This is a genomic window from Mesorhizobium sp. B2-5-13 (assembly GCF_006440535.1).
GTDB classification, from domain to species: Bacteria; Pseudomonadota; Alphaproteobacteria; order Rhizobiales; family Rhizobiaceae; genus Mesorhizobium; species Mesorhizobium salmacidum.
The window spans coordinates 87,297-108,752 of record NZ_VFUI01000009.1; the positions used below are offsets into that span (position 1 = coordinate 87,297).

A 21,456-nucleotide genomic window follows, 5' to 3' on the forward strand; every position below is an offset into this window, starting at 1 on the left:
GCCGATGCCCGATACGCTGACCAAATTCATCTTCGGCCGCCTCACCTGGGACTCGCTGCCGCTGCACGAACCCATCGTCGTCGCCACCTTCGTCGCGGTGGCGCTCGGCGGAATCGCGCTTCTCGGCGTGATCACCTATTTCAAGCTATGGGGCTACCTCTGGCGCGAATGGTTCACCAGCGTCGACCACAAGAAGATCGGCATCATGTACATGGTGCTGGGCCTGATCATGCTGCTGCGCGGCTTCTCGGACGCAATCATGATGCGCCTCCAGCAGGCCATCGCCTTCAATGGCTCCGAGGGCTACCTGAACTCACATCACTACGACCAGATCTTCACCGCCCACGGCGTCATCATGATCTTCTTCGTGGCGATGCCCTTCGTCACCGGACTGATGAACTTCGTCGTGCCGCTGCAGATCGGCGCGCGCGACGTCTCCTTTCCGTTCCTCAACAATTTCTCGTTCTGGATGACAGTCGGCGGCGCCATTCTGGTCATGGCCTCGCTGTTCGTCGGCGAATTCGCCCGCACCGGCTGGCTCGCCTATCCGCCGCTCTCCGGCATCGGCTACAGTCCCGATGTCGGCGTCGACTACTATATCTGGGCGCTGCAGGTGGCCGGCGTCGGCACGACGCTGTCAGGCATCAACCTGATCTGCACGATCATCAAGATGCGCGCGCCCGGCATGACGATGATGCGCATGCCGGTCTTCACCTGGACGTCGCTCTGCACCAACGTGCTGATCGTCGCCTCCTTCCCGGTACTGACGGCGGTGCTCTCGCTGCTGGCGCTCGACCGCTATGTCGGCACCAACTTCTTCACCAACGACTTCGGCGGCAACCCGATGATGTATGTGAACCTCATCTGGATATGGGGTCATCCGGAAGTCTACATCCTCATCCTGCCGCTGTTCGGCGTCTTTTCCGAGGTCACCTCGACCTTCTCCGGCAAACGCCTGTTCGGCTACACCTCGATGGTCTACGCCACGGTGGTCATCACCATCCTGTCGTACCTCGTGTGGCTGCACCACTTCTTCACAATGGGCTCCGGCGCTAGCGTCAATTCCTTCTTCGGCATCACGACGATGATCATCTCGATCCCGACCGGAGCGAAGATCTTCAACTGGCTGTTCACAATGTACCGGGGCCGTATCCGCTTCGAACTGCCGATGATGTGGACGGTGGCCTTCATGCTCACCTTCACCGTCGGCGGCATGACCGGCGTGCTGCTTGCCGTGCCGCCGGCGGATTTCGTCCTGCACAACAGCCTGTTCCTGATCGCCCACTTCCACAATGTCATCATCGGTGGCGTGCTGTTCGGCCTGTTCGCCGGCATTGCCTACTGGTGGCCCAAGGCCTTCGGGTTCAAGCTCGATCTGTTCTGGGGCAAGGTCTCGTTCTGGTGCTGGGTGGTCGGCTTCTGGTTCGCCTTCATGCCGCTCTACATCCTCGGCCTGATGGGCGTGACGCGCCGCATGCGGGTGTTCGACGATCCCTCGCTGCAGATATGGTTCGTCATCGCCGCGTTCGGCGCGGTGCTGATCGCCTGCGGCATCGCCGCCTTCCTGGTCCAGATCTTCGTCTCCATCCGCAGGCGCGAGGCGCTTGTCGATACGACCGGCGATCCCTGGGACGGCCGCACGCTCGAATGGTCGACCTCTTCGCCGCCGCCTGCCTACAATTTCGCTTTCATGCCGGTCATTCGCGACAACGATGCCTGGTATGACATGAAGCAGGCCGGCTACATCAGGCCGCTTGCCGGCTTCAAGCCGATCCACATGCCAAGCAATACCGGCACCGGCATCATCCTGGCCGCCTTCAGTGTCGCGCTCGGCTTCGGCCTGATCTGGTACATCTGGTGGCTAGCGGCGCTGAGCTTCGTCTGCCTCATCGCCACCGCGATCGGCCACACCTTCAACTATCACCGCGACTTCCACATTCCGGCGTCCGAAGTCACGCAGACGGAGGAGGCGAGGACGACGCTCCTCGCCGCTCAAGGCTAAGGGTTTGAGCATGACATTGACGGCACTCACGGCCGGCACCGAGCCGGTCTTCCACCTGGAAGAAGAGCATGCGCACGCCGAAGGCGGCTCCACCATGCTCGGCTTCTGGCTCTATCTGATGAGCGACTGCCTGATCTTCGCGATGCTGTTCGCCGCCTATGGCGTGCTTGGCGGCAATTACGCGGCCGGGCCGGCTCCCAAGGACCTGTTCGACCTCGATCTGGTGGCGGTCAACACCGCCATGCTGCTCTTGTCCTCGATCACCTATGGCTTCGCCATGCTGACCATGGACAAGGGCCGTGTCGCGGCGACGCAAGCCTGGCTTGCGGTGACCGGCCTGTTCGGCCTGGCGTTCCTGTCGATCGAGCTCTACGAATTCGCGCACATGATCCATGAAGGCGCCACGCCGCAGCGCAGCGCCTTCCTGTCGTCCTTTTTCACGCTGGTCGGCACCCACGGTCTGCATGTCACCTTCGGAACCGTCTGGCTGGTGACGCTGATGGTTCAGGTCGCGAGATTTGGCCTCATCGAGGCGAACCGCCGCCGGTTGATGTGCCTCAGCATGTTCTGGCACTTCCTCGACGTCGTCTGGATCGGCGTCTTCACTTTCGTCTATCTGATGGGGATGTTGCGATGAGCGCTCATGATCATGCCGAGGGCCACGGCCACGCCCATGGTGGAGCAGCACACGGATCGTTCCGGGGCTATCTGACCGGCTTCGTCCTGTCGGCGATCCTGACCGCCATTCCATTCTGGCTGGTCATGACCGGCGCCATAGACAACAAGCAGGCCACGGCCATCGTCATCATGGCCTTCGCGGTCGTGCAGATCGTGGTCCATATGATCTTCTTCCTGCATATGAACACCGGCTCGGAAGGCGGATGGTCGATGCTGGCGCTGATCTTCACACTGATCCTGGTCGTCATCGTGCTGACCGGCTCGCTCTGGGTGATGTACCATCTCAACGCCAACATGATGCCGGGGCTACACGACATGCGTGAGATGCCATGAGCCTGGCGGCGGGCCCTGGGAGGACAACCATCGAGGCGATCGGACGTCCCGTCCCGCTAGAGGGCGCCGGCGGATCGTCCGCGTCGCGCCTTGGCCTTGTGCTGCTCGGACTTCTCGGCGTGCTGGTGTTTGTCGGGCTCGGCATATGGCAGCTGGAAAGGCGGATCTGGAAGCTCGACCTGATTGCCCGTGTCGACCAACGCATTCATGCCCCGATTGTCGATGCGCCTGGCCCGGAGAACTGGAACGGCATCACCGCTGCCGGTTTCGAGTATGGTCATGTGCGATTGGCGGGACGTTATCTGGGCGACGCCAACACACTGGTGCAGGCGGTGACGGAGCTTGGCGGCGGTTATTGGGTCCTGACGCCGATGCGAACCGACCGTGGCTTCGTGGTGCTGGTCAACCGCGGCTTCATTCCCCAGGAGCGCAAGGCTGAGTTCGAGCGGGAGAGGGGCCGCCTAACCGCGCCGGTCGTCATTGACGGGCTGTTGCGCATGAGCGAACCCGGCGGCGGCTTTCTGCGCAAGAACGACGCCACGGGCAATCGCTGGTATTCGCGAGACCTCGCAGCCATCGCAACCGCGCGCAGCCTGACGACCAATGTCGCTCCCTATTTCGTCGATGCGGAAGCATCCGGCATAGAGGGCCGGCCGCGCGGCGGGCTGACCGTCGTGACTTTCCGCAACAGCCACCTGGTCTATGCTTTGACCTGGTTCACGCTCGCTGCGATGCTCGCCATTGCCCTGGCCAGGCCGATGATCGGCCGCCGCCGGCGGCAAGGACCCGCGAGATGAGCGTCCCCACGCAAGCGCATCGCCATGACAAATCCCTGGTGGCGGCATCCCTTGCTGGCAAGAACGGGGCAGTATCGCATACCGATGCGACAAACAGGAAGAACCTGTTCCTGCTTATCCAGCTGCGTTGGCTGGCGGTGGCGGGTCAGGTGCTCACCATTCTGGCGACGGAATACTGGTTCGATATCCCACTGCCGCTGGCGGAGATGGCCGGCGTGGTGCTTTTCCTGGTGGGCCTCAACATCTTCAGCCTGCTGGTCCTGCGCGGTATCAGGCCCATCAGCAACACCCAACTCTTCGTCGCGCTCATCTTCGACATGGCGGCACTGACGACGCAGCTTTACCTGAGCGGCGGCGCGTCCAATCCGTTCGTATCGCTCTACCTCTTGCAGATCACGCTCGGCGCCGCATTGCTGACGCCAAGGTTTACCTGGATCCTCGTGGCGGCTGCCTCGGCCTGCTTCGTCTTCCTCATCTTCCTCTTCCAGCCGATCGCGATCCCGCATCATGGCGGCAGCGATCTCCTGTCGCTGCATATCAGGGGCATGTTCATCTGCTTCGTGCTGGCGGCCGGACTGATCGTGATCTTCATGACGCGCATCGACCGCAATCTGCGCGAGCGCGACGCCTATCTCGCCGATCTGCGCCAGCGCTCCGCCGAGGAGGACCACATCGTGCGCATGGGCCTGCTGGCCTCGGGCGCCGCGCACGAACTCGGCACGCCGCTTGCCACGATATCCGTCATCCTGTCCGACTGGCGCCAGATGCGCACCCTTGCGCGCAACCGCGAACTGGCGGCCGATGTGGCCGAAATGCAGGCGCAGATCGAGCGCTGCAAGCGCATCGTGTCCGGGATCCTGATGTCTTCCGGCCAGGCGAGGGGCGAGGGAACGATACGCACGACGATTCGCGGTTTCCTCGACGATCTGGTCGAGGAATGGCGCACCAGTCGCCAGCCATCCAAGCTGGAATACAAGAACGATTTCGACCCGGACGAGCAGATCGTGTCCGACACGGCGCTGAAGCAGGTCATCTTCAACCTGTTCGACAATGCTCAGGAAGCATCGCAGGATTGGGTTGGCGTCACTGCCGAGCGGCAGGGCGACAAGCTGGTGATTTCCGTGCGCGATCGCGGGCCGGGCTTCGACGAGGGTATTCTGGCAGCACTTGGTCAACCCTATATGTCGAGCAAGGGACGGCCAGGCGGCGGTCTTGGTCTTTTCCTCGTCATGAACGTGGTCCGGAAACTGGGCGGCGATTTTTCGGCGCGCAACATGGAGCAGGGCGCCTGTGTTATCCTTTCGCTGCCGCTGGCGGCGCTGACCGATGGAGATGATCGTGAGGCCTGATCGATCGCTGTTTATCGTCGAGGACGACGCGACCTTCGCGAAAACGCTGAAGCGCTCCTTCGAAAAGCGCGACTACGACGTGGTCGTCTGCCACGACCGGGATGCATTGCTCAGCGCCCTCGAAACAGCTGTTCCGGCTTACGCCGTCGTCGATCTCAAGCTTGGGGCTGGCGGCTCCGGGCTGGAGTGCGTCAAGCTGCTCAGCGCCCGCGATGCTTCGACCAGGATCGTCGTGCTGACGGGCTTTGCCAGCATCGCCACCGCTGTCGAGGCAATCAAGCTCGGCGCGAGCCATTACCTGGCGAAACCCGCCAACACCGATGACATCGAAGCCGCCTTCGGCCGTGCCGAGGGCGACGTTTTCGTACCGCTTTCCAGCCGGCCCACCTCGATCAAGAACCTGGAATGGGAGCGCATCCACGAAACGCTGGTCGAAACCGGCTTCAACATCTCCGAAACGGCTCGCCGGCTTGGCCTGCACCGGCGCACTCTTGCCCGCAAGCTCGAGAAGCGCGTGGTGAGATAGCAGAGCGCCGTTGCTCTCGTGACCGGACCGAGCCGGGTCTGGCTCATCGGCCATCCGGGTGCGAGCATTCAGTGCTTCCTTGCCCGGTCCAGGATACCTATTTGCTTGAGATTCGCGGACATAGGAGCAGGCAAACGTGGCGCAACGATCGGGCAGTGCTGATCTTCCCCTTCACGGCGGGCGTGTGCCGAAATGGCTGGGCGATCGCATGACGCGTCTCGGCGCGGTCATGTGCGAGGCGATCATCCATCATTATGGCCGCAATGAATTGCTGCGACGCCTTGCGCATCCGTTCTGGTTCCAGTCCTTCGGCGCCGTCATGGGCATGGACTGGCATTCTTCCGGCATCACGACCAGCGTCGTCGGCGCCTTGAAACGCGGTCTCACGCCGCTGTCGGGCGAACTCGGCATTCATGTCTGCGGCGGCCGTGGCGCGCATTCGCGCAAAACTCCGCATGAACTTGTCGCCATCGGCGAGCGTATCGGCTTCGACGGTGCGCGCCTGGCAACCGCCAGCCGGCTTGTCGCCAAGGTGGACAGCGCCGCCGTTCAGGATGGTTTCGACCTCTATTTGCACGGCTTCATCGTCACCAACGATGGCGACTGGGTGGTGGTGCAGCAAGGCATGAACGGCGACAGCAAGGTGGCGCGGCGCTATCATTGGCTGTCCGAAGGTTTGAAGAGTTTCGTAGACCAGCCGCATGCCGCCATCGAAGGCGCCAACCAGGGCGAGATCGTCAATTTGACCGACCGGCGCGCCGAGGCCTCGCGCCAGGGACAGCTTGACCTGCTCCAGGATCTTGGGCCGGACCGCATCCTTCGAGAACTCGCCGCCCTGGAACCCTGCACCGCACCGGCTCCGGCGCAGCCATTGTTGCCGCATCTGGTCATGCCGGCTCACCATGATGTCCGCGAAAGCGATGTCGTGATGCATCGCCTTCACGGCAACATGGCCGCGGCCGCCGAGCGAGGTCCCGCCGATTTCGCCGAGCTTCTCCTTGTTCCTGGTGTGGGCGCCCGCACGGTGCGGGCGCTGGCCCTCGTTGCCGAAGTGGTGCATGGCGCGCCTTGCCGGTTTTCGGATCCGGGCCGTTTTTCGCTGGCGCATGGCGGCAAGGACAGGCATCCGTTCCCTGTTCCGCTCAAGGTCTATGACGAGACGATCGGCGTGCTGAAGTCCGCCGTGCAAAAGGCCAGGCTTGGTCGCGAAGAGGAAATCGGTGCATTGAGGCGGCTCGACGATCAGTCGCGGCAGGTCGAGCGATACGTCACCGGTCCCAGCCTTAAGGAAATTGTCGCCGGAGAATTCGATCAGTCGCATCTGCTTGGCGGCCGCAGTGTCTTTGGTTGGGAGCCGGCGCCGGATCAGATGCCCGCCGAGCAGAACAACAAGGCATGACGGGCCGCTGGCGCCGCATCACGCCACGCGACGGTATCTGTAACGGTCCCGAATGAATTCATTGAAGAAGCGGCCTTTCGAGGAAGCCTTCATGAACGCGGCGTAGATTGCCGGTGCGACGTCCTCATAGTCATAGCGGTTGCCGCTCGGCACGAACCAGACGGAGAGCGTCCTGGTCGCGGAATCGTATTGCGTGTTTCGGATCGCGGTCGACGGCATGCTGGCACCTGACGGCTCAGCCACATAAACCCGCCAGGCATGGTGCGGTTCCGTTCCGCCACCCGACCTCGCTACCTGTCGCGGGGATTGCCGAACTTCCTGTCGCGCTTCCTCGAATATCGATCGATACGCGGCAGCTTGTCGGCAAAGTCGACCCACGGCAGTCTGAGGTTCCAATAGGCATGGGCCTGTGGCCGCAGCCCTTCGGGTCTGTCGAAGAACCCGATTGTCAGGTAGAGCTCGTCCGGCAGGCCTTCGTCGCTATAGCCTATCGAGCTCCCGCATTCGGGACAGAAAGTGCGAACAACGCCCGGCGTCCTGGAGAAAGCCTTTGGCGTTCCCTTCAAAAGGCGGAACTGGCTCGGCCGATATCCGACCCAGATGGTGAGCGGGCTGCCGATCGCCCGACGGCAATCGTCATCGTGATCGTAGCATATCCAGAAGGGCTCACCGTCCATGGCGGCGGCAATCGCCCCGCAAAAGCAGGCCCCGGTTTCAACGCGCGGCATCCGGCACTCCAAGGCTGGAACATGTCCGGCGGCCCCCGACGGAACCGCCGTTGCCTAAACTTTCACGCCGTCCCAGCGTTCCATTGCGCCGGTGTTGAGATGTGTCCGAAGCAAGCAAGCGCGGTTCCCTGTATTGCCTTGCGGTCTGGCCTTCACCATCTAGGCACAATGTCGCCGCTCAAACCGAAAACAGCCGGCCGTGTGGCCCAGTATGATCTCTTCGGTGCCGTTCAGGACGATCTCCCGGAGGGTTTCGCCTACCAGCCCGGACTGATCACACCGCAAGAGGAAATCGACCTCGTCCGGCATCTTGAAGGACTGCCCTTCAGACCCTTCGACTTCCACGGCTATCTGGCAAACCGGCGTGTCGTCGGTTTTGGCCTTCGCTACGATTATGACCGGCGCGAGGTCGTCGACGCACCGCCTATACCTGATTTTCTGTTGCCCTTGCGCGAGCAGGTCGCGACCTTTGCGCGCCGGCCCACCGAAGCCTTCGCGCAGGTATTGATCAATGAATACCGGCCCGGCGCCGGCATCGGCTGGCACCGCGACAAGTCTCATTTCGAAGACGTCGCGGGCGTTTCGCTGCTGGCGCCCTGCGATTTTCGCCTTCGACGCAAGAATGGGTCTGGATGGGACCGCCGGACCATCACGGTCGAGCCGAGATCGGCCTATCTCATGACGGGCCCTTCGCGGTCGCAATGGGAGCACAGCATCCCGCCGCTTGCCGAGCATCGCTACTCGATTACCTTGCGGACATTGCGGCCTCGGAATCCCTGAGCATGCGCTGAGGCCTGCACGAGGAAGCTTTCCGCATCATCTCGCCCATAGCGCTCAACCCGACCCGCGTACGGCGGGGCGGGTTGAATGATCTCGTACTCTACCTCTTTGTTTTTACGCAATTCCCCTAGAGAAAGCGCTACGTGCTTTTCCCGGGAAAACCGCTACGCACCTTCCGGGAATTGCTCTAGGTCAGTATCAGCACGATCTTGTACGTATCCGGATCGACGATGACGATCCGGCCGTCGGCGAGGACGAAATACTCGTAGCTCTCGTACGCCGGGACGAGCTTGACGATGCGGGCCGGCAAACGATGCAGCCTGATCTTGTGCCGCGGAACTTCGACGCCGACCGAGACGTCGAAGTCGACGCTGGCTACCGGCTCGACCTTGGTTTCCCGGATTACCTGAGTGATCTGGGTCTTCTGTTCAACCGTCACATTGTTAATGGAAGCGGTCGAAGTCTTGTCCTGCGTGGACGCTTTGCCCTGGGCCTGCTGGTCCGTCGTAGTGCCGGCCTTGCCCTGGGCTTGCTGATCGGTCTGGACCTTGGTCTTGTCCTGGGCCTGCTGGTCGGTCGTGGTGCCGGCCTTGCCCTGGGCCTGCTGATTGGTCTGGACCTTGGTCTTATCCTGGGCCTGCTGGTCCGTCTTGGTACCGGCCTTGCCCTGGGCCTGCTGATCGGTCTGGATCTTGGCCTTGCCCTGTGCCTGCTGGTCCGTGGTGGCGCCGGCCTTGCCCTGGGCCTGCTCGTCGGCCTTGACCTTGGCCTTGCCCTGAGCCTGCTGATCAGTCTGGGACTTGGTACCCTGTGCCTGCTCTTTCATCTTCGAGCCCTTCTGGCAGTTGGTCGTGCCGGAAGCGCAATTTGTGTCCGCTCCTGATTGGCTGTCGGCGGGCTGCTGCGACTGGGCCATCGCCGTCCCGCAGCCGAGCCCGATCGCAAGCATGCTGGTAATGAGAACATGTTTCATAGGAAATCTCCTTCGGAGAGTTCGTCCCTTCAAGGGGTAAAACTTCGGCCAAAAAAGATTGTTCCGAACTGAATGCGTTAATGCCACCACCCCAGATAGAGCCCAAGTCCGGCCTTCATGGCGCTACTTCACGCCGATGCCGGCGGTGAGGCCGCCGTCGATCTTATAGTCCGCGCCGGTGCAGAAGCCGGCCTTCGACGAACACAGGAACGCTATGAACTCCGCCACCTCCTCCGGCTCGCCGATACGGCCGAGCGGATGGGCCGCGCCGAACCGCCTGTAGGCTTCTTCGGCATCTGCGTCGCTGCCGCCGTCGCCACGCGCGGCCTTTTCGAGAATCGGTGTGCGGATCGAGCCTGGGCTGACCGAATTGACCCTTATGCCCGATGCGGCATAGTCGAGCGCCAGCGAACGTGTCAGTGTATGGATGGCGCCCTTGGTCGTGGCATAGGCGGCGACGTTTTGCTGGCAGGCGAAGCCCTGCACCGAAGCGACGTTGACGATGGCGCCGCCGCCCCGCTTGATCATTTCCGGGATGCCGAAATGGGCGGTCAGATAGATCGAGCCGACATTGACCGTCATCGCCCGGTTCCAGGTTTCCCAGTCGGTCGTCGTCGCCGTTCCATAGGGATGCACCGCCGCCGAATTGACGATGACATCGATGCCGCCGAATTTCGCCACGCCGGCCGCGACCGCCTCGCGCACCTGGTCGGAAACCGAGACGTCCACCGTCCGCACCAGAACGCTCGCTCCGGCCTTGGCGAGGCTCTCCTGCATGGCGGCGTTGGCTTCCCGATCGACGCCGCAGGCGACGATCGCGGCACCCCCGGCCGCAAGGCGTTTGGCAGTTGCCAGGCCGATACCGGTCGTCCCTGTCACCAATGCCACCTTGCCGTCAAAATCCTTCATCGCGGAAGCTCCTTCATTCGTTATCGAAACCGGCTCTTAGTTTGACACTCATCATGGTCAAACAATAGGTTGCCGGTCTCTCGCAAAAAGGAAGTGGCAATGGAACAGTGTTGGCGCTGGTACGGTCCCGATGATCCGGTGACGCTTGAACATGTCAAACAAGCCGGCGCCACCGGCGTGGTTTCAGCGCTTCACCAGATTTATGACGGCAGGGCCTGGCCCGAGGCCAATGTGCTTGAGCGCAAGCGCATCATCGAGGCGGCTGGGCTGACCTGGTCGGTTGTCGAGAGCATTCCGGTCCACAATTCCTTCAAGATAGGCACGCCGGAGCGCGAGCGCTATGCCGGCTATTATCGCGACAGTATCCGCGTGCTCGCCAGGGCCGGCATGCGGACGATCTGCTACAATTTCATGCCGGTGGTCGACTGGACGCGCACCGACCTGGCCTACCGGCTGCCGACGACCGGCTATGCCTTGCGTTTCGACGCTATCGACTTTGCCGCCTATGATCTCTTTGTCCTGCAGCGCAAGAATGGCGCGCGGAGCTACACGCCGGCGCGTATCGCCGAAGCCGAGAAGCGGCTGAAGGTGCTGACGCCGGAGCAGATCGGCCAGATCGAGCGCAACCTGATCGCCGGCCTGCCGGCGACGGAGCGCAGCTACAATAGGGACAGTTTCCGCGCGGCCCTGGCGGAATACGATGCGATCGGGCCAAAGGAACTGCGCGACAACCTGGCCTGGTTCCTGCGCGAGATCATCCCGGCGGCCGAAGAGGAGGGTGTGCGCATGTGCATCCATCCCGACGATCCGCCGTTCTCGCTCTATGGCCTGCCGCGCATCGTTTCCACGACAGAGGATGCGCGCTTCATCCTCACGACGGTCGACAGCCCGGCCAATGGCTTGACGTTCTGCACCGGCTCCTACGGCACGCGCGCCGACAATGACATCGTCGCCATGGTCAAGGAATTCGCTGACCGCATCCATTTCGTTCATCTGCGCAACATCACCATCGAGGAAGACGGCTCGTTCTATGAGGCTGAGCATCTGGAGGGTGGCACCGACATGGCGCATGTCATCCTCGCTTTGATGCAGGAAGAGAAGCGCCGTCGCGGGGAAGGCAGGGCCGACTGGCAAATCCCGATGCGGCCGGATCATGGGCATCTGCTCGCCGACGACATCGGCAAGAAGAAGATCAACCCCGGCTATTCGCTTATCGGCCGGCTGAAAGGTCTCGCCGAATTGCGCGGCATCATGCGTGCCGTAGAGCGGTTCGGGCTCGCCTGAAGTCTTAGGGCGATAAGCCATCGTTTGCGATCTTCAGCAGGAATGTCGCGACAGGTCACACCGAGGCTGACCCTATCCGGCATCCCCGAGCCTAATTCCCGATTGTCGATGAGGCCAGCGGCTGGCTGCGGCGACGAGAAGCGGCCTCGACGGGTGGTCAACAATTTCATTGAGCTGGCACGCAAATTTTCGAGACCGGTCGTGTAGTGCTCGTCGATGCACTTCACGCCTGGTCAGTTTCCCATAGAAGCGCGCGACCTCGCGCCACCGAACCAGCCATCGGCGCGCGGCCATGCCTGTGAAAAAGGACAATCCTTTGACGATCTTCCCTTTCACCGAAGCCAGTCCGATCCAGTTTCGGGCGCCGCTGCCGAAGACGTCGGATGTGGTCATTATCGGCGGTGGCATCATCGGCGTGACCGCGGCCTTATTCCTGGCGCGGCGCAATATACCGGTGACCTTGCTGGAGAAGGGACGTGTCGCCGCGGAGCAGTCCTCGCGCAATTGGGGTTGGATCCGCCAGCAGGGCCGCGACGCGGACGAACTGCCCATCGTCATCGAAGCGCAGCGTCTCTGGCGCCAACTGGCCCAGGAGTGCGGCGAGGACATAGGCTTGACGCAGACCGGCGTGACCTATCTTGCGCGGACCGACAAGGAGATGGCCGATTTCGCCAAGTTCCTGAAGATCGCTGAGGCCCATGGCGTCGACACGCGTCTCCTGGATCGGGGTGAGACCGCCAGGCTGATCCCAGCCATGTCGCGCCCCTTCAAGGGCGCCATGACCACTCCATCGGACATGCGTGCCGAGCCCTGGGTCGCGGTGCCGGCGTTTGCCCGCCTGGCCGCCCGCCAGGGCGTCACCATCATCGAGAACTGTGCGGCACGCATGCTCGATATCTCCGCAGGGCGCATCAGCGGTGTCTGGACCGAACAAGGCCGCATCGCCACATCGAACGTGCTTGTCGCCGGCGGCGCCTGGACGTCGCTGTTCCTGCGCGCGCACGGCGTCTCGATCCCGCAGCTCAGTGTCCGTACGACCGTCGCGGCGACCGCGCCGATGCCGGAAATCCATGCTGGCGCCGCAGCGGACGAACACATCGCCTTCCGGCGTAGAAAGGACGGCGGATACACGCTGGCGGCGGGAGGCAGCCACCTGCTCTATGTCGGGCCGGATGCATTGCGTCACGCACCGAAATACCTGCCCGCCCTGAAAGCAAATCCTTTCGGCACGCGCTACCTGCTGGCGGCGCCTCGTGCATATCCGGACAGCTGGTCTACCCCACGCAAATGGGAGGCGGACAAGGAAAGCCCGTTCGAACGGATGCGCGTTCTCAATCCTGCCCCGGAGCCCAAGGCGCTTCGCGCCATCGATCGAGGGTTCAGGGGGCTTTTCCCACAATTCGAGGCGGTACCGCTCAGGGCAAGCTGGGCCGGCATGATCGATGCGATGCCGGATGTCGTGCCTGTCGTGGATCGTACTGCTGCGGTTCCGGGTCTCGTCATCGCGACAGGGATGAGCGGCCACGGCTTTGGCATTGGCCCTGGCATGGGCCGCGTCCTGTCCGACTTGATCCAGGGCAACGAGACTGGACATAACCTTCATAGGTTTCGCCAATCCCGATTCAGCGACGGCAGCCCGATCCAGATGGGACCATCGCTTTAGATCTCGTCCGGTGTACAGGTTCGACGAGAGGGCTATTCTGGTTTTGCCTGGCGAGGATTGAACTTGCGCCGGGCGTTTTCCAGATGCTCGCGCATCGCCTGGCCGGCGGCTTCCGGATCGTGCCGTTCGATGGCTTCGAAGACCGCCTTGTGGCCGGCGAAACTGATGCGGTTTTCGAGCTCGGTGTTGGCCATGTGGATGCGCTGGCTGATCAGCCACTCCACCAGCGCTTCGTGCGCGGCGAGAAAAATCGGATTGCCGGGGATCGCGGTCAGCACGCGGTGAAACGCGACGTCGGTGACCGCGAAAGCGCGGGCGCGTGAAATGGCGCGTTCGTTTTCGGCGAGTGCCGCCGTCAGCGCGTCGATCTGGGGGCGTGTCGCCACCTCCGCGGCATGGCGGGCGATCGAGACTTCGAGGAACAGCCGCAACTGTTCGAAATGGCCGATGCCGTCCGGCTGGTCCATCAAAAGATGCGCGGTGCCCGTCAACTGCTCCAGCATGTTCTTCGGTGTCGGCCGCGTCACCTTCGGCCGCTCGCCGCTGTTGATGCGCACCAGCCCCATCTTTTCCAGCGCAAACAGCGCCTCGCGCACGGAGGGGCGCCCGACATCGAACATCGACATCAGTTCGCGCTCGGACGGCAGCGAAGCGCCGGCCGGATAGACGTCGTCGCGGATCATCGCCTCCAGGCGGAGACGGACTTCGTCGGACAATTTTTTTCGGACCGGCATATTGTGCATGGTCTACCTTTTAAGCTATTAGACCAGTCGCCGCAAGCGAGCACAGACAAGGAGCTGTGGATCGTTAGGGCTTGGTGCGACCGAGGGTAGGAGGAGGTCGCTATTTGCCAATGAGCGACCGGACGCAAGACCGCGATCACGCGATCGCCAGAAGGCGCGCCCCGAGGTCAGCCGCGACCGGCCGACACAATCGAAGGGAGGAGAAATTCCATGAGACGATTTCTGATCAGCCTTTTGCCGGCCCTGGCGCTCATGCTTGCCGCAGGCGCGGCGAAGGCCGATGGAGGCGGCACGTTCCGCTCGGCCATGCGCACCGGTTGCATCGAGATGGGCACGCTGCACACCACCTGCGGCCACAGGCTGGACGAAACGGTGCTGCAGGGCCTCGTCCACATCAAGTGGACGGGCGACGGCGTGCAGCCGATGCTGGCCGAGAGCTGGAAGACGCCCGACGGCGGCAAGACCTATGTCTTCAGTCTGCGCCATGGCGTCAAATGGCACGATGGCGCCCCCTTCACCGCCAAGGACGTGGTGTTCAGCCTCAACCTCTACGCCAACCCGAAGGTCGGTTCGCCCTGGTCGCAGAAGCTCTCCGCCGTGACCGGATACAAGGCCTTCCAGGATGGCTCGGCCACCTCGCTTGCCGGGGTGAAGGCGGTGGACGACGCGACCGTGCAGATCGAACTGGACAGCGCCAAGCCGCTCTGGATCGAGCTGCAACTCATCGCCATCAGCATCTTTCCCGAGCACATTCTGGGCAAGGTCGCGCCCGCCGACATCAAGGGCAATGCCTTCTGGGTCAACCGGGTCGGCACCGGCCCGTTTATTTGGAAGAAGTATGAGAGTGACCAGTACGTCGAGGTCGATCGCAATCCCGACTATTTCCTCGGTGCGCCCAAGCTCGACCGCATCATCTACCAGATCTACAAGGACGTGCCGCCGATCATCGCGGCGCTCGAGACGCAGGAGGTCGATGCCATGTCCTATGAAGGCGGTGGCGTGCCGATCTCCGAACTGCCCCGCCTGCAGAAGCTCGACTATCTGACCGTGCTGCCGAAATTCTCCGCCGGCCTGCCGACCTATCTGCAATTTAACCTGGAGAACAAGCGCTTCGCCGATGTGCGCGTGCGCCAGGCGATGCTCTATGCCATCGACCGCAAGGCGATCATCGAGACGGTCAAGCAGAGCGCCGGCGAACTCCTGAACACGCTGTTCCCGCAGGACTGGGCGCGCGCCAAGGACCTCGAACCCTACGACTACAATCCCGACAAGGCCAAGCAGCTGCTCACCGACGCGGGCTGGGATGCGAGCCAGCCGGTCGACTTCATCTACTATTATTCCGATCAGATGAACGTCGACACCGTCACCGCCATCCAGAGTTATCTGGCCGCCGTCGGCGTCAACATCCAGCCGCGCCTGCTCGATCCGGCGGCGATCAACCAGATCTATGCCGACGGCAGCTTCCAGATGGGCTTCTTCGCGCAAGGCATGGGGCTCGATCCCTCGCTCGGCTCGCCTCTGGTCGTCTGCGGCGCCAAGCCGCTCGCCATGGGCTACTGCAACCCCAAGGTCGACGAACTCTTCAACAAGGGGCTTGAATCCAACGACCGCGCCGCGCGCGCCGCAAGCTATCAGGAGGCCTCGCGCATCCTCAATCAGGACCTGCCCAAGGCCTGGCTTTGGAACGAGGTGCGGCCGCTGGCCTTCAACAACCGGATCGTCGGCCTGGCGCAGCACTTCAAGGAACAGCCACTCGTGATCTTCAATCACCCGGTCTACAACGAAGTCGAGAAGTGGGAGGTGGCGAAATAGCCGCGGATATCCCTGCCGGTCGTGGGGCTCTGAGCGAGCCTCACGATCGATTGTCTCAGAACCGCCTTCAGCCCTAGGAGAGGCCGGTGCTCAGCTATCTCGTGCGAAAATTTTTGCTCAGCATCCCGGTGCTGTTCGGCGTTACCGTGATCGTCTTTGCCATCGCGCATGCCATGCCTGGCGACGCGGTGCTGGCGATGATCACGGCGGAGGCGCCGTCGAGCGAGGAGCTGATCGCCATGCGGCGCGGCGAACTCGGCCTCGACCAGCCGGTCTATGTCCAGTACCTCAACTGGATCGGCCAGATCCTGCACGGCAATCTCGGCCGCTCCTTCGTCAATGGCCGCGGTGTCGGCGACATCATCGTCGAGCGGTTGCCGATGACGCTGGAGTTGATGGGCGTCGCACTGCTCGTCGCTTTCGTCATCGGCACCATGCTGGGCGTGCTCTCGGCACTCAGGCAATACAAGCTCACTGACTATTCGCTGACGCTTGCCGGCTTTGTCGGCGTCTCGATCCCGGACTTCTTCATGGGACTTTTGCTCGTTTACGTCTTTGCGCTGGAGCTGCGCTGGCTGCCATCATCGGGCATTTCCACGGCTGGTGAAAACTTCTCGCTCCTCGACAATCTCAGGCACCTGATCTTGCCGGCGGCAGCACTTGCCTTGTTCCGCGCCGCGATCTTCATGCGCTATGCCCGCGCCGGCATGCTCGAAGTGTTGAACCAGAGCTATATGCGCACCGCCAAGGCCAAGGGGCTCAAGCCCCGCACCATCACGCTGCGCCACGGCCTGCGCAACGCGCTGATCCCGCTGGTCACTGTCTTCGGCCTCGCGCTGCCGACACTGTTCGGTGGCTCGGTGGTGATCGAGACCATCTTCCAGTGGCCCGGCATCGGCCTGATGTTCATCGATTCCGTGGTGAACAGGGATAGCCCCGTGATCATGGGCTATGTGCTGATCACCGCCATCATCGTCATGCTGGCCAATCTCGCCACCGACATCGTCTACAGCGTGCTCGACCCCAGGGTAAGCTATGACTGACGCCACCGCCGCCGATATGACGATCGCCGCCGGCGCCTCGCGCGGCCTGTGGGGCGAGGCGGCGCGCCGCTTCCTCAACCACCGTCTGGCCACGCTCGGCTTGATCATGCTTGCCATCATCGTGCTCGCCTGCGTGCTGACGCCGCTGATCGCCCATTACGGACCCAACGACATCGACCTCAGGGGGCGCAACCAGCCGCCCGGCGGCATCCACTGGCTGGGCACGGACGGCACCGGCCGCGACATCTTCGCCCGCATCCTCTATGGCGGCCGCATCTCACTGACGGTCGGCTTCGTCGCCGTCGCGATCTCGGCCGCGATCGGCATCTTCATCGGCTGCATCGCCGGCTATTTTGGCGGCAAGGTCGACCTCTTGCTGATGGGCCTGGTCGACATGGTGCTGACCTTCCCGCGACTGGTCATCATCATCGCTTTCGTCGCGGTCGTCGGGCCCAGCATCTTCAACACCATGGTCGTGATCGGACTGCTGAGCTGGCCGTCCATAGCCCGCCTGACACGCGGCGAGATCCTGGCCTTGCGCAACCAGGAGTTCATCCTGGCCGCGCGCTCGCTCGGCACCTCGCCCTCGATCATCATCCTCGAACACATCCTGCCCAATGTGCTGAGCCCGATCCTGGTGGCGATCACCCTCGACGTCGCGACCGTCATCCTGCTCGAAGCTTCGCTCTCCTTCCTCGGTCTTGGCGCGCAGGCGCCGGCCGCCAGTTGGGGCAACATGCTGCGCGACGCGCGCACGCTGTCGATCCTGGAGAGCCAGCCCTGGATGTGGATCCCGCCCGGTGCGATGATCGCCATGGCCGTGCTCAGCATCAACTTCGTCGGCGATGGCCTGCGCGATGCGCTCGACCCGCAGCACATCACGGGCGGGGGCGGCAAGTGACCGGCCTGGAAACGCTCGCCCGCGGCAAGGCCGCGCCGGCGCCGGGGCAACAGCCCGTGCTTTCCGTGCAGGGGCTGAGCGTCGAGTTCGGCCCGCGCGGCAATTCCGTCTATGCCGTCAACGACGTCTCCTTCGAGCTTGCCGAGGGCGAGTCTTTGGCGATCGTCGGCGAGAGCGGCTCCGGCAAGTCGGTCACCGTGCAGACGCTGATGGCCCTGATTCGCAAGCCGCCCGGCCGCGTCACCGCTGGCCGCGCGCTGTTTCGTGGCCGCGATCTGCTGGCCATGCCCGACAGCGAGCTGCGCCGGATACGCGGCCGCGACATCGCCATGATCTTCCAGGATCCGATGTCGTCGCTGAACCCGGTTCTGCCCATCGGCCTGCAACTGACCGAGGCGCTTCGCGAGCACCAGGGCCTGAACGAGGCCGAGGCCGAACGCCAGGCGCTCGACATGTTGGCGCTGGTCGGCATCGCCAACGCGCCGCAGCGCATGCGCGCCTTTCCGCATCAGTTCTCGGGCGGCCAGCTGCAGCGCATCGGCATCGCCATGGCGCTGGTGTGCAAGCCGTCGATCCTGATCGCCGACGAGCCGACGACGGCGCTCGACGTCACCATCCAGGCGCAGATCGTGGAACTGGTCGTGGGCCTGCAGAAGCAGCTCGGCATGGCGATCATCTGGATCAGCCACGACCTCAGCCTGGTCGCCGGCTTCGTCGATCGCGTCGCGGTGATGTATGCCGGCTCGATCGTCGAAAGCGCCCCGGTCGACGATTTGTTTTCGGCAACCAAGCATCCCTATACGATCGGCCTGCTCAACTCGATCCCGTCGCTGACGGCGGCAAACACCAGGCTGGTGCCGATCAAGGGCGCGCCGCCCAATGTCACACTGGCGCCGACCTTCTGCGCCTTCGCGCCGCGATGCGACTATGCCGAAGCGCGCTGTCGCGAGCAGAAGCCGCCGCTGGAAGTTGTGGGCGCCGGCCATGCCTCCGCGTGCTGGCGCTGGCGGGAGGTGGAGCGAGTGCCGCGCATGAGCGCAGCCGCTGCGGGCAAGCCCGCCGTGACGGCACCGAAGCAGGAACCGCTGCTCACCGTGACGGACCTCAAAGTGCATTTCCCGATCCGGCGCGGAGTCCTGCGACGGCAGGTCGGCGCGGTGCATGCCGTCGACGGCGTCAGCTTCGAGGTGATGCGCGGCGAGACGCTGGCGCTGGTCGGCGAAAGCGGCTGCGGCAAGTCGACGACCGGCCGCGCCGTGCTCGGCCTGGAGCGCCCTAGCGCCGGCAGCATCGTGTTCGAGGGCAGGGACTATGCGGGCGCGACGGGCGAAGAGCTGAAGCAGCGCCGCCGCGACATGCAGATGGTGTTCCAGAACCCGTTCGGCTCGCTCAACCCGCGCATGACCGTCGGCCGCATCATCGGCGAAGGGCTGCGTGCGCAGAAGATCGGCACCCGCGCCTCGCGTGACGTGCGAGTCAGCGAATTGTTGGCGATGGTGGGTCTCCGGGAAGCGCTGCGAAACCGCTATCCGTTCGAGCTCTCCGGCGGCCAGCGCCAGCGCGTCGGCATTGCCCGCGCGCTTGCCGCCAATCCGAAATTCATCATTGCCGACGAACCGATCTCGGCGCTCGATGTCTCGATCCAGGCGCAGATCGTCAATCTGCTCGACGACCTCAAGGCGCGCCTCGGCCTGACCTATCTGTTCGTCGGTCACGATCTGTCGATGGTCCGCTATCTCAGCGACCGCCTCGCGGTGATGTATCTCGGCCGCATCGTCGAGATCGGCACCACGCCAGCGGTGTTCGGCGCACCATTGCATCCCTATACGCGCGCACTGTTGTCGGCGATTCCCGTGCCTGATCCCAAGGCGGGCGGAACGCGCCGGCGCATCGTGCTTGGCGGTGGCGTACCCGATCCGTCGAAGCCGCCGCCCGGCTGCCATTTCCATCCGCGCTGCCCCCTGGCGACCGAGATCTGCACCAAGGTCGATCCGGCACAGCGCGATTTCGGCTCCGCCGTCACCGGCCAGCATCTCGTCGCCTGCCACCACGCTGGCGAAGCCGCATCATGAGAAATCTGGAAAACCGAGGATCCCAATGACCAAGCAATTGGCGGGCATGTATGCCGCCCTGATGACCGGACTTAGCGATGCCGGCGAGTTCGATCCGCAACGCCAGCGCAACATTAACGACTATGTGCTGCGCCAGGGTCTGGCCGGTCTCTATGTCGGTGGCAGCAGCGGCGAATCCGGCTTGCTGACGGTGGACGAATTGTTGGCGCAGCAAGAGGTGGCCTTCGCCAGCGCGACCTCAAGGGCCGTCAAGCTGATCGCCCATGTCGGCATGCCGAACGTGCGCGATTCCATCCGTCTGGCGCGGCAGGCGCAGAAGCTTGGCTATGACGCGCTGTCGGCGCTGCCGCCGCATTCCTACCCGTTCTCCGACGAGGAAGTCTTCGGCTATTACCAGGCACTGGCGGCGGCGACGGACCTGCCGCTTATTGTCTACGAGATACCCTTGCGCACCGGCCGGCCGCTGCCGCTTCCCCTGCTGGTTCGGCTGCTCGACCTCAAAAATGTCGTCGGCATCAAGTTCACTTCCACCGACTTGTTCAAATATTCCCTGCTGCGCAAGCGGCAGCCGCAAAAGCTCTTCTACTACGGCTTCGATGAGATCTATGCCGCCGCCGGCATGCTCGGCACCGAAGGCGGCATCGGCACAACCTACAATCTGCTTGGCAGGCTCTACGTAGCGATCGACCAGGCGGTCCGCGCTGGCGATCTTTCACGGGCGAAGGCGCTGCAGATGGTGTCGCAGGATTTCGTCGAGGCACTGCTGGCGACCGGCGTGCTGCCGGGCATGAAGGCGGCCTTCCGCGTTATCGGCGTCGATTGCGGCCCGACCCGCGCGCCGATGGCGCTGGCGGTCACCGATGCCGAGGACCGCATGCGCGCGGTGCTCGCCCGCCCGGCGATCAAGGAGTGGCTGGTGTGAGCCGAGGCTTCCTCCCCGATGAAGCGAGAGCGCCGGGCCGAATGGCGAGAAGCGCAGCTTGCCGGCCTGCGCGATGATCGCGGCGTCACGTCCGCGCGGGCTGATTGCTCACGAAGCTGTCTCCGTTTCATGTGCAGGCAGTGCCGCCGCCAGCCGGTCCGCCCATTCCTCGATGCCGGACCGTGTCGACAACAGGTCTTGCCGGATTTCGGTCGGCTTCGCCATCGAGGACTTTTCGGCGCTGCGCTATGTCAGGGATCAACTGATCTCGACCGGCCTCTGCCAGGAGCTCGACATGCTGGCCGATCCCGACGAGCCACGCGACCTCTTCGGCATGCTGCTCAGGGCAGCCCAATAGGGCAGAGGCCGTGCGCAGTTGCGGCGATCCGCATCCTGCTGAATGATCGCGGCCATTGTCAGCTTTGCCGGCGCGCGGGGAAAAATTGTTCGTCGCGGCGGCTTCGAAGGGCCGATCGTTTCTTTCTTGGCAATCTGGAGTCGATGAGACTTGCAGGCATTGCTGGCGTTGTGACCGCCGAGAG

At 63.3% G+C, this 21,456-nt stretch carries 20 protein-coding genes and 1 pseudogene; 16 read left to right on the plus strand and 5 right to left on the minus strand.

The genetic code is table 11. The features are described 5' to 3' along the window. Positions 1-4: 4 nt before the first annotated feature. From cyoB to FJ434_RS16980, 7 genes are all read left to right on the plus strand, one after another. Complete coding sequence (gene cyoB / locus FJ434_RS16950) at positions 5-2,002, plus strand: cytochrome o ubiquinol oxidase subunit I (protein WP_140748302.1); 1,998 nt, start codon at positions 5-7, stop codon at positions 2,000-2,002. A gap of 4 nt (positions 2,003-2,006) precedes the next feature. Then, positions 2,007-2,639, plus strand: a complete 633-nt coding sequence (cyoC, locus tag FJ434_RS16955; protein WP_210242177.1) for a cytochrome o ubiquinol oxidase subunit III — start codon at positions 2,007-2,009, stop codon at positions 2,637-2,639. Beyond that, a complete protein-coding gene (cyoD, locus tag FJ434_RS16960; protein WP_140504642.1) occupies positions 2,636-3,013 on the plus strand; it encodes a cytochrome o ubiquinol oxidase subunit IV in 378 nt (125 codons plus the stop codon). The genes cyoC and cyoD overlap by 4 nt, the downstream gene beginning before the upstream one ends. Continuing rightward, entirely contained in the window at positions 3,010-3,810 is an 801-nt protein-coding gene (locus tag FJ434_RS16965; protein ID WP_140748308.1) for an SURF1 family protein, read from the plus strand. Before cyoD ends, FJ434_RS16965 begins: the two co-directional genes overlap by 4 nt. Beyond that, positions 3,807-5,159: an ATP-binding protein gene (locus FJ434_RS16970; RefSeq protein WP_140504639.1), complete on the plus strand. Its 1,353-nt coding sequence runs from the start codon at positions 3,807-3,809 to the stop codon at positions 5,157-5,159. The genes FJ434_RS16965 and FJ434_RS16970 overlap by 4 nt, the downstream gene beginning before the upstream one ends. Beyond that, positions 5,149-5,685, plus strand: a complete 537-nt coding sequence (locus tag FJ434_RS16975) for a response regulator transcription factor (protein WP_210241537.1) — start codon at positions 5,149-5,151, stop codon at positions 5,683-5,685. Before FJ434_RS16970 ends, FJ434_RS16975 begins: the two co-directional genes overlap by 11 nt. A gap of 136 nt (positions 5,686-5,821) precedes the next feature. Next, positions 5,822-7,084, plus strand: a complete 1,263-nt coding sequence (locus tag FJ434_RS16980; protein ID WP_140504635.1) for a DUF763 domain-containing protein — start codon at positions 5,822-5,824, stop codon at positions 7,082-7,084. An 18-nt stretch (positions 7,085-7,102) separates the two neighbouring features. Here the strand turns inward: FJ434_RS16980 and FJ434_RS16985 are convergent, their stop codons facing one another. Both FJ434_RS16985 and FJ434_RS16990 read right to left on the minus strand, forming a co-directional pair. After that, positions 7,103-7,303 carry a KTSC domain-containing protein gene (locus FJ434_RS16985; RefSeq protein WP_140748311.1) on the minus strand — a complete coding sequence of 67 codons (201 nt, stop codon included), beginning with the start codon at positions 7,301-7,303 and terminating at the stop codon, positions 7,103-7,105. Between the two features lie 71 nt (positions 7,304-7,374). Next, positions 7,375-7,812, minus strand: a complete 438-nt coding sequence (locus FJ434_RS16990) for a GFA family protein (RefSeq protein WP_027144842.1) — start codon at positions 7,810-7,812, stop codon at positions 7,375-7,377. Positions 7,813-7,980: 168 nt separating this feature from the next. On the opposite strand from FJ434_RS16990, the gene FJ434_RS16995 reads away from it, so the two are divergent. Then, positions 7,981-8,592, plus strand: a complete 612-nt coding sequence (locus FJ434_RS16995; protein WP_140748580.1) for an alpha-ketoglutarate-dependent dioxygenase AlkB — start codon at positions 7,981-7,983, stop codon at positions 8,590-8,592. A gap of 187 nt (positions 8,593-8,779) precedes the next feature. Here the strand turns inward: FJ434_RS16995 and FJ434_RS17000 are convergent, their stop codons facing one another. Together FJ434_RS17000 and FJ434_RS17005 are read right to left on the minus strand one after the other, a co-directional pair. Then, positions 8,780-9,565 (minus strand): DUF1236 domain-containing protein, encoded by a 786-nt coding sequence (locus tag FJ434_RS17000; RefSeq protein ID WP_140748314.1) that lies wholly within the window; start codon positions 9,563-9,565, stop codon positions 8,780-8,782. Between the two features lie 123 nt (positions 9,566-9,688). Beyond that, positions 9,689-10,474 (minus strand): SDR family oxidoreductase, encoded by a 786-nt coding sequence (locus FJ434_RS17005; RefSeq protein ID WP_140748317.1) that lies wholly within the window; start codon positions 10,472-10,474, stop codon positions 9,689-9,691. A gap of 99 nt (positions 10,475-10,573) precedes the next feature. Between FJ434_RS17005 and uxuA the strand changes: the two genes are divergently transcribed. Together uxuA and FJ434_RS17015 are read left to right on the plus strand one after the other, a co-directional pair. Beyond that, positions 10,574-11,758: a mannonate dehydratase gene (gene uxuA, locus FJ434_RS17010; protein ID WP_140748320.1), complete on the plus strand. Its 1,185-nt coding sequence runs from the start codon at positions 10,574-10,576 to the stop codon at positions 11,756-11,758. A 316-nt stretch (positions 11,759-12,074) separates the two neighbouring features. Further along, the gene (locus tag FJ434_RS17015) at positions 12,075-13,421 is read left to right on the plus strand and encodes an FAD-binding oxidoreductase (RefSeq protein ID WP_140748581.1); all 1,347 of its coding nucleotides are present in this window, start codon (positions 12,075-12,077) and stop codon (positions 13,419-13,421) included. Positions 13,422-13,453: 32 nt separating this feature from the next. Here the strand turns inward: FJ434_RS17015 and nanR are convergent, their stop codons facing one another. Beyond that, entirely contained in the window at positions 13,454-14,164 is a 711-nt protein-coding gene (nanR, locus tag FJ434_RS17020) for a transcriptional regulator NanR (protein WP_181165937.1), read from the minus strand. A gap of 210 nt (positions 14,165-14,374) precedes the next feature. On the opposite strand from nanR, the gene FJ434_RS17025 reads away from it, so the two are divergent. From FJ434_RS17025 to FJ434_RS17055, 6 genes and pseudogenes are all read left to right on the plus strand, one after another. Beyond that, positions 14,375-15,976 (plus strand): ABC transporter substrate-binding protein, encoded by a 1,602-nt coding sequence (locus FJ434_RS17025; protein WP_140748323.1) that lies wholly within the window; start codon positions 14,375-14,377, stop codon positions 15,974-15,976. A gap of 86 nt (positions 15,977-16,062) precedes the next feature. Beyond that, positions 16,063-17,019: an ABC transporter permease gene (locus tag FJ434_RS17030; RefSeq protein WP_140748326.1), complete on the plus strand. Its 957-nt coding sequence runs from the start codon at positions 16,063-16,065 to the stop codon at positions 17,017-17,019. Continuing rightward, positions 17,012-17,920, plus strand: a complete 909-nt coding sequence (gene opp4C, locus FJ434_RS17035) for an oligopeptide ABC transporter permease (RefSeq protein WP_140748329.1) — start codon at positions 17,012-17,014, stop codon at positions 17,918-17,920. Before FJ434_RS17030 ends, opp4C begins: the two co-directional genes overlap by 8 nt. Next, a complete protein-coding gene (locus tag FJ434_RS17040; protein WP_181165938.1) occupies positions 17,917-19,992 on the plus strand; it encodes a dipeptide ABC transporter ATP-binding protein in 2,076 nt (691 codons plus the stop codon). The genes opp4C and FJ434_RS17040 overlap by 4 nt, the downstream gene beginning before the upstream one ends. A gap of 25 nt (positions 19,993-20,017) precedes the next feature. Continuing rightward, the gene (locus FJ434_RS17045) at positions 20,018-20,914 is read left to right on the plus strand and encodes a dihydrodipicolinate synthase family protein (RefSeq protein ID WP_181165939.1); all 897 of its coding nucleotides are present in this window, start codon (positions 20,018-20,020) and stop codon (positions 20,912-20,914) included. Positions 20,915-21,122: 208 nt separating this feature from the next. Then, positions 21,123-21,272 (plus strand): annotated as a pseudogene (locus tag FJ434_RS17055) (ornithine cyclodeaminase); the annotation flags it as partial. Positions 21,273-21,456 lie beyond the last annotated feature (184 nt).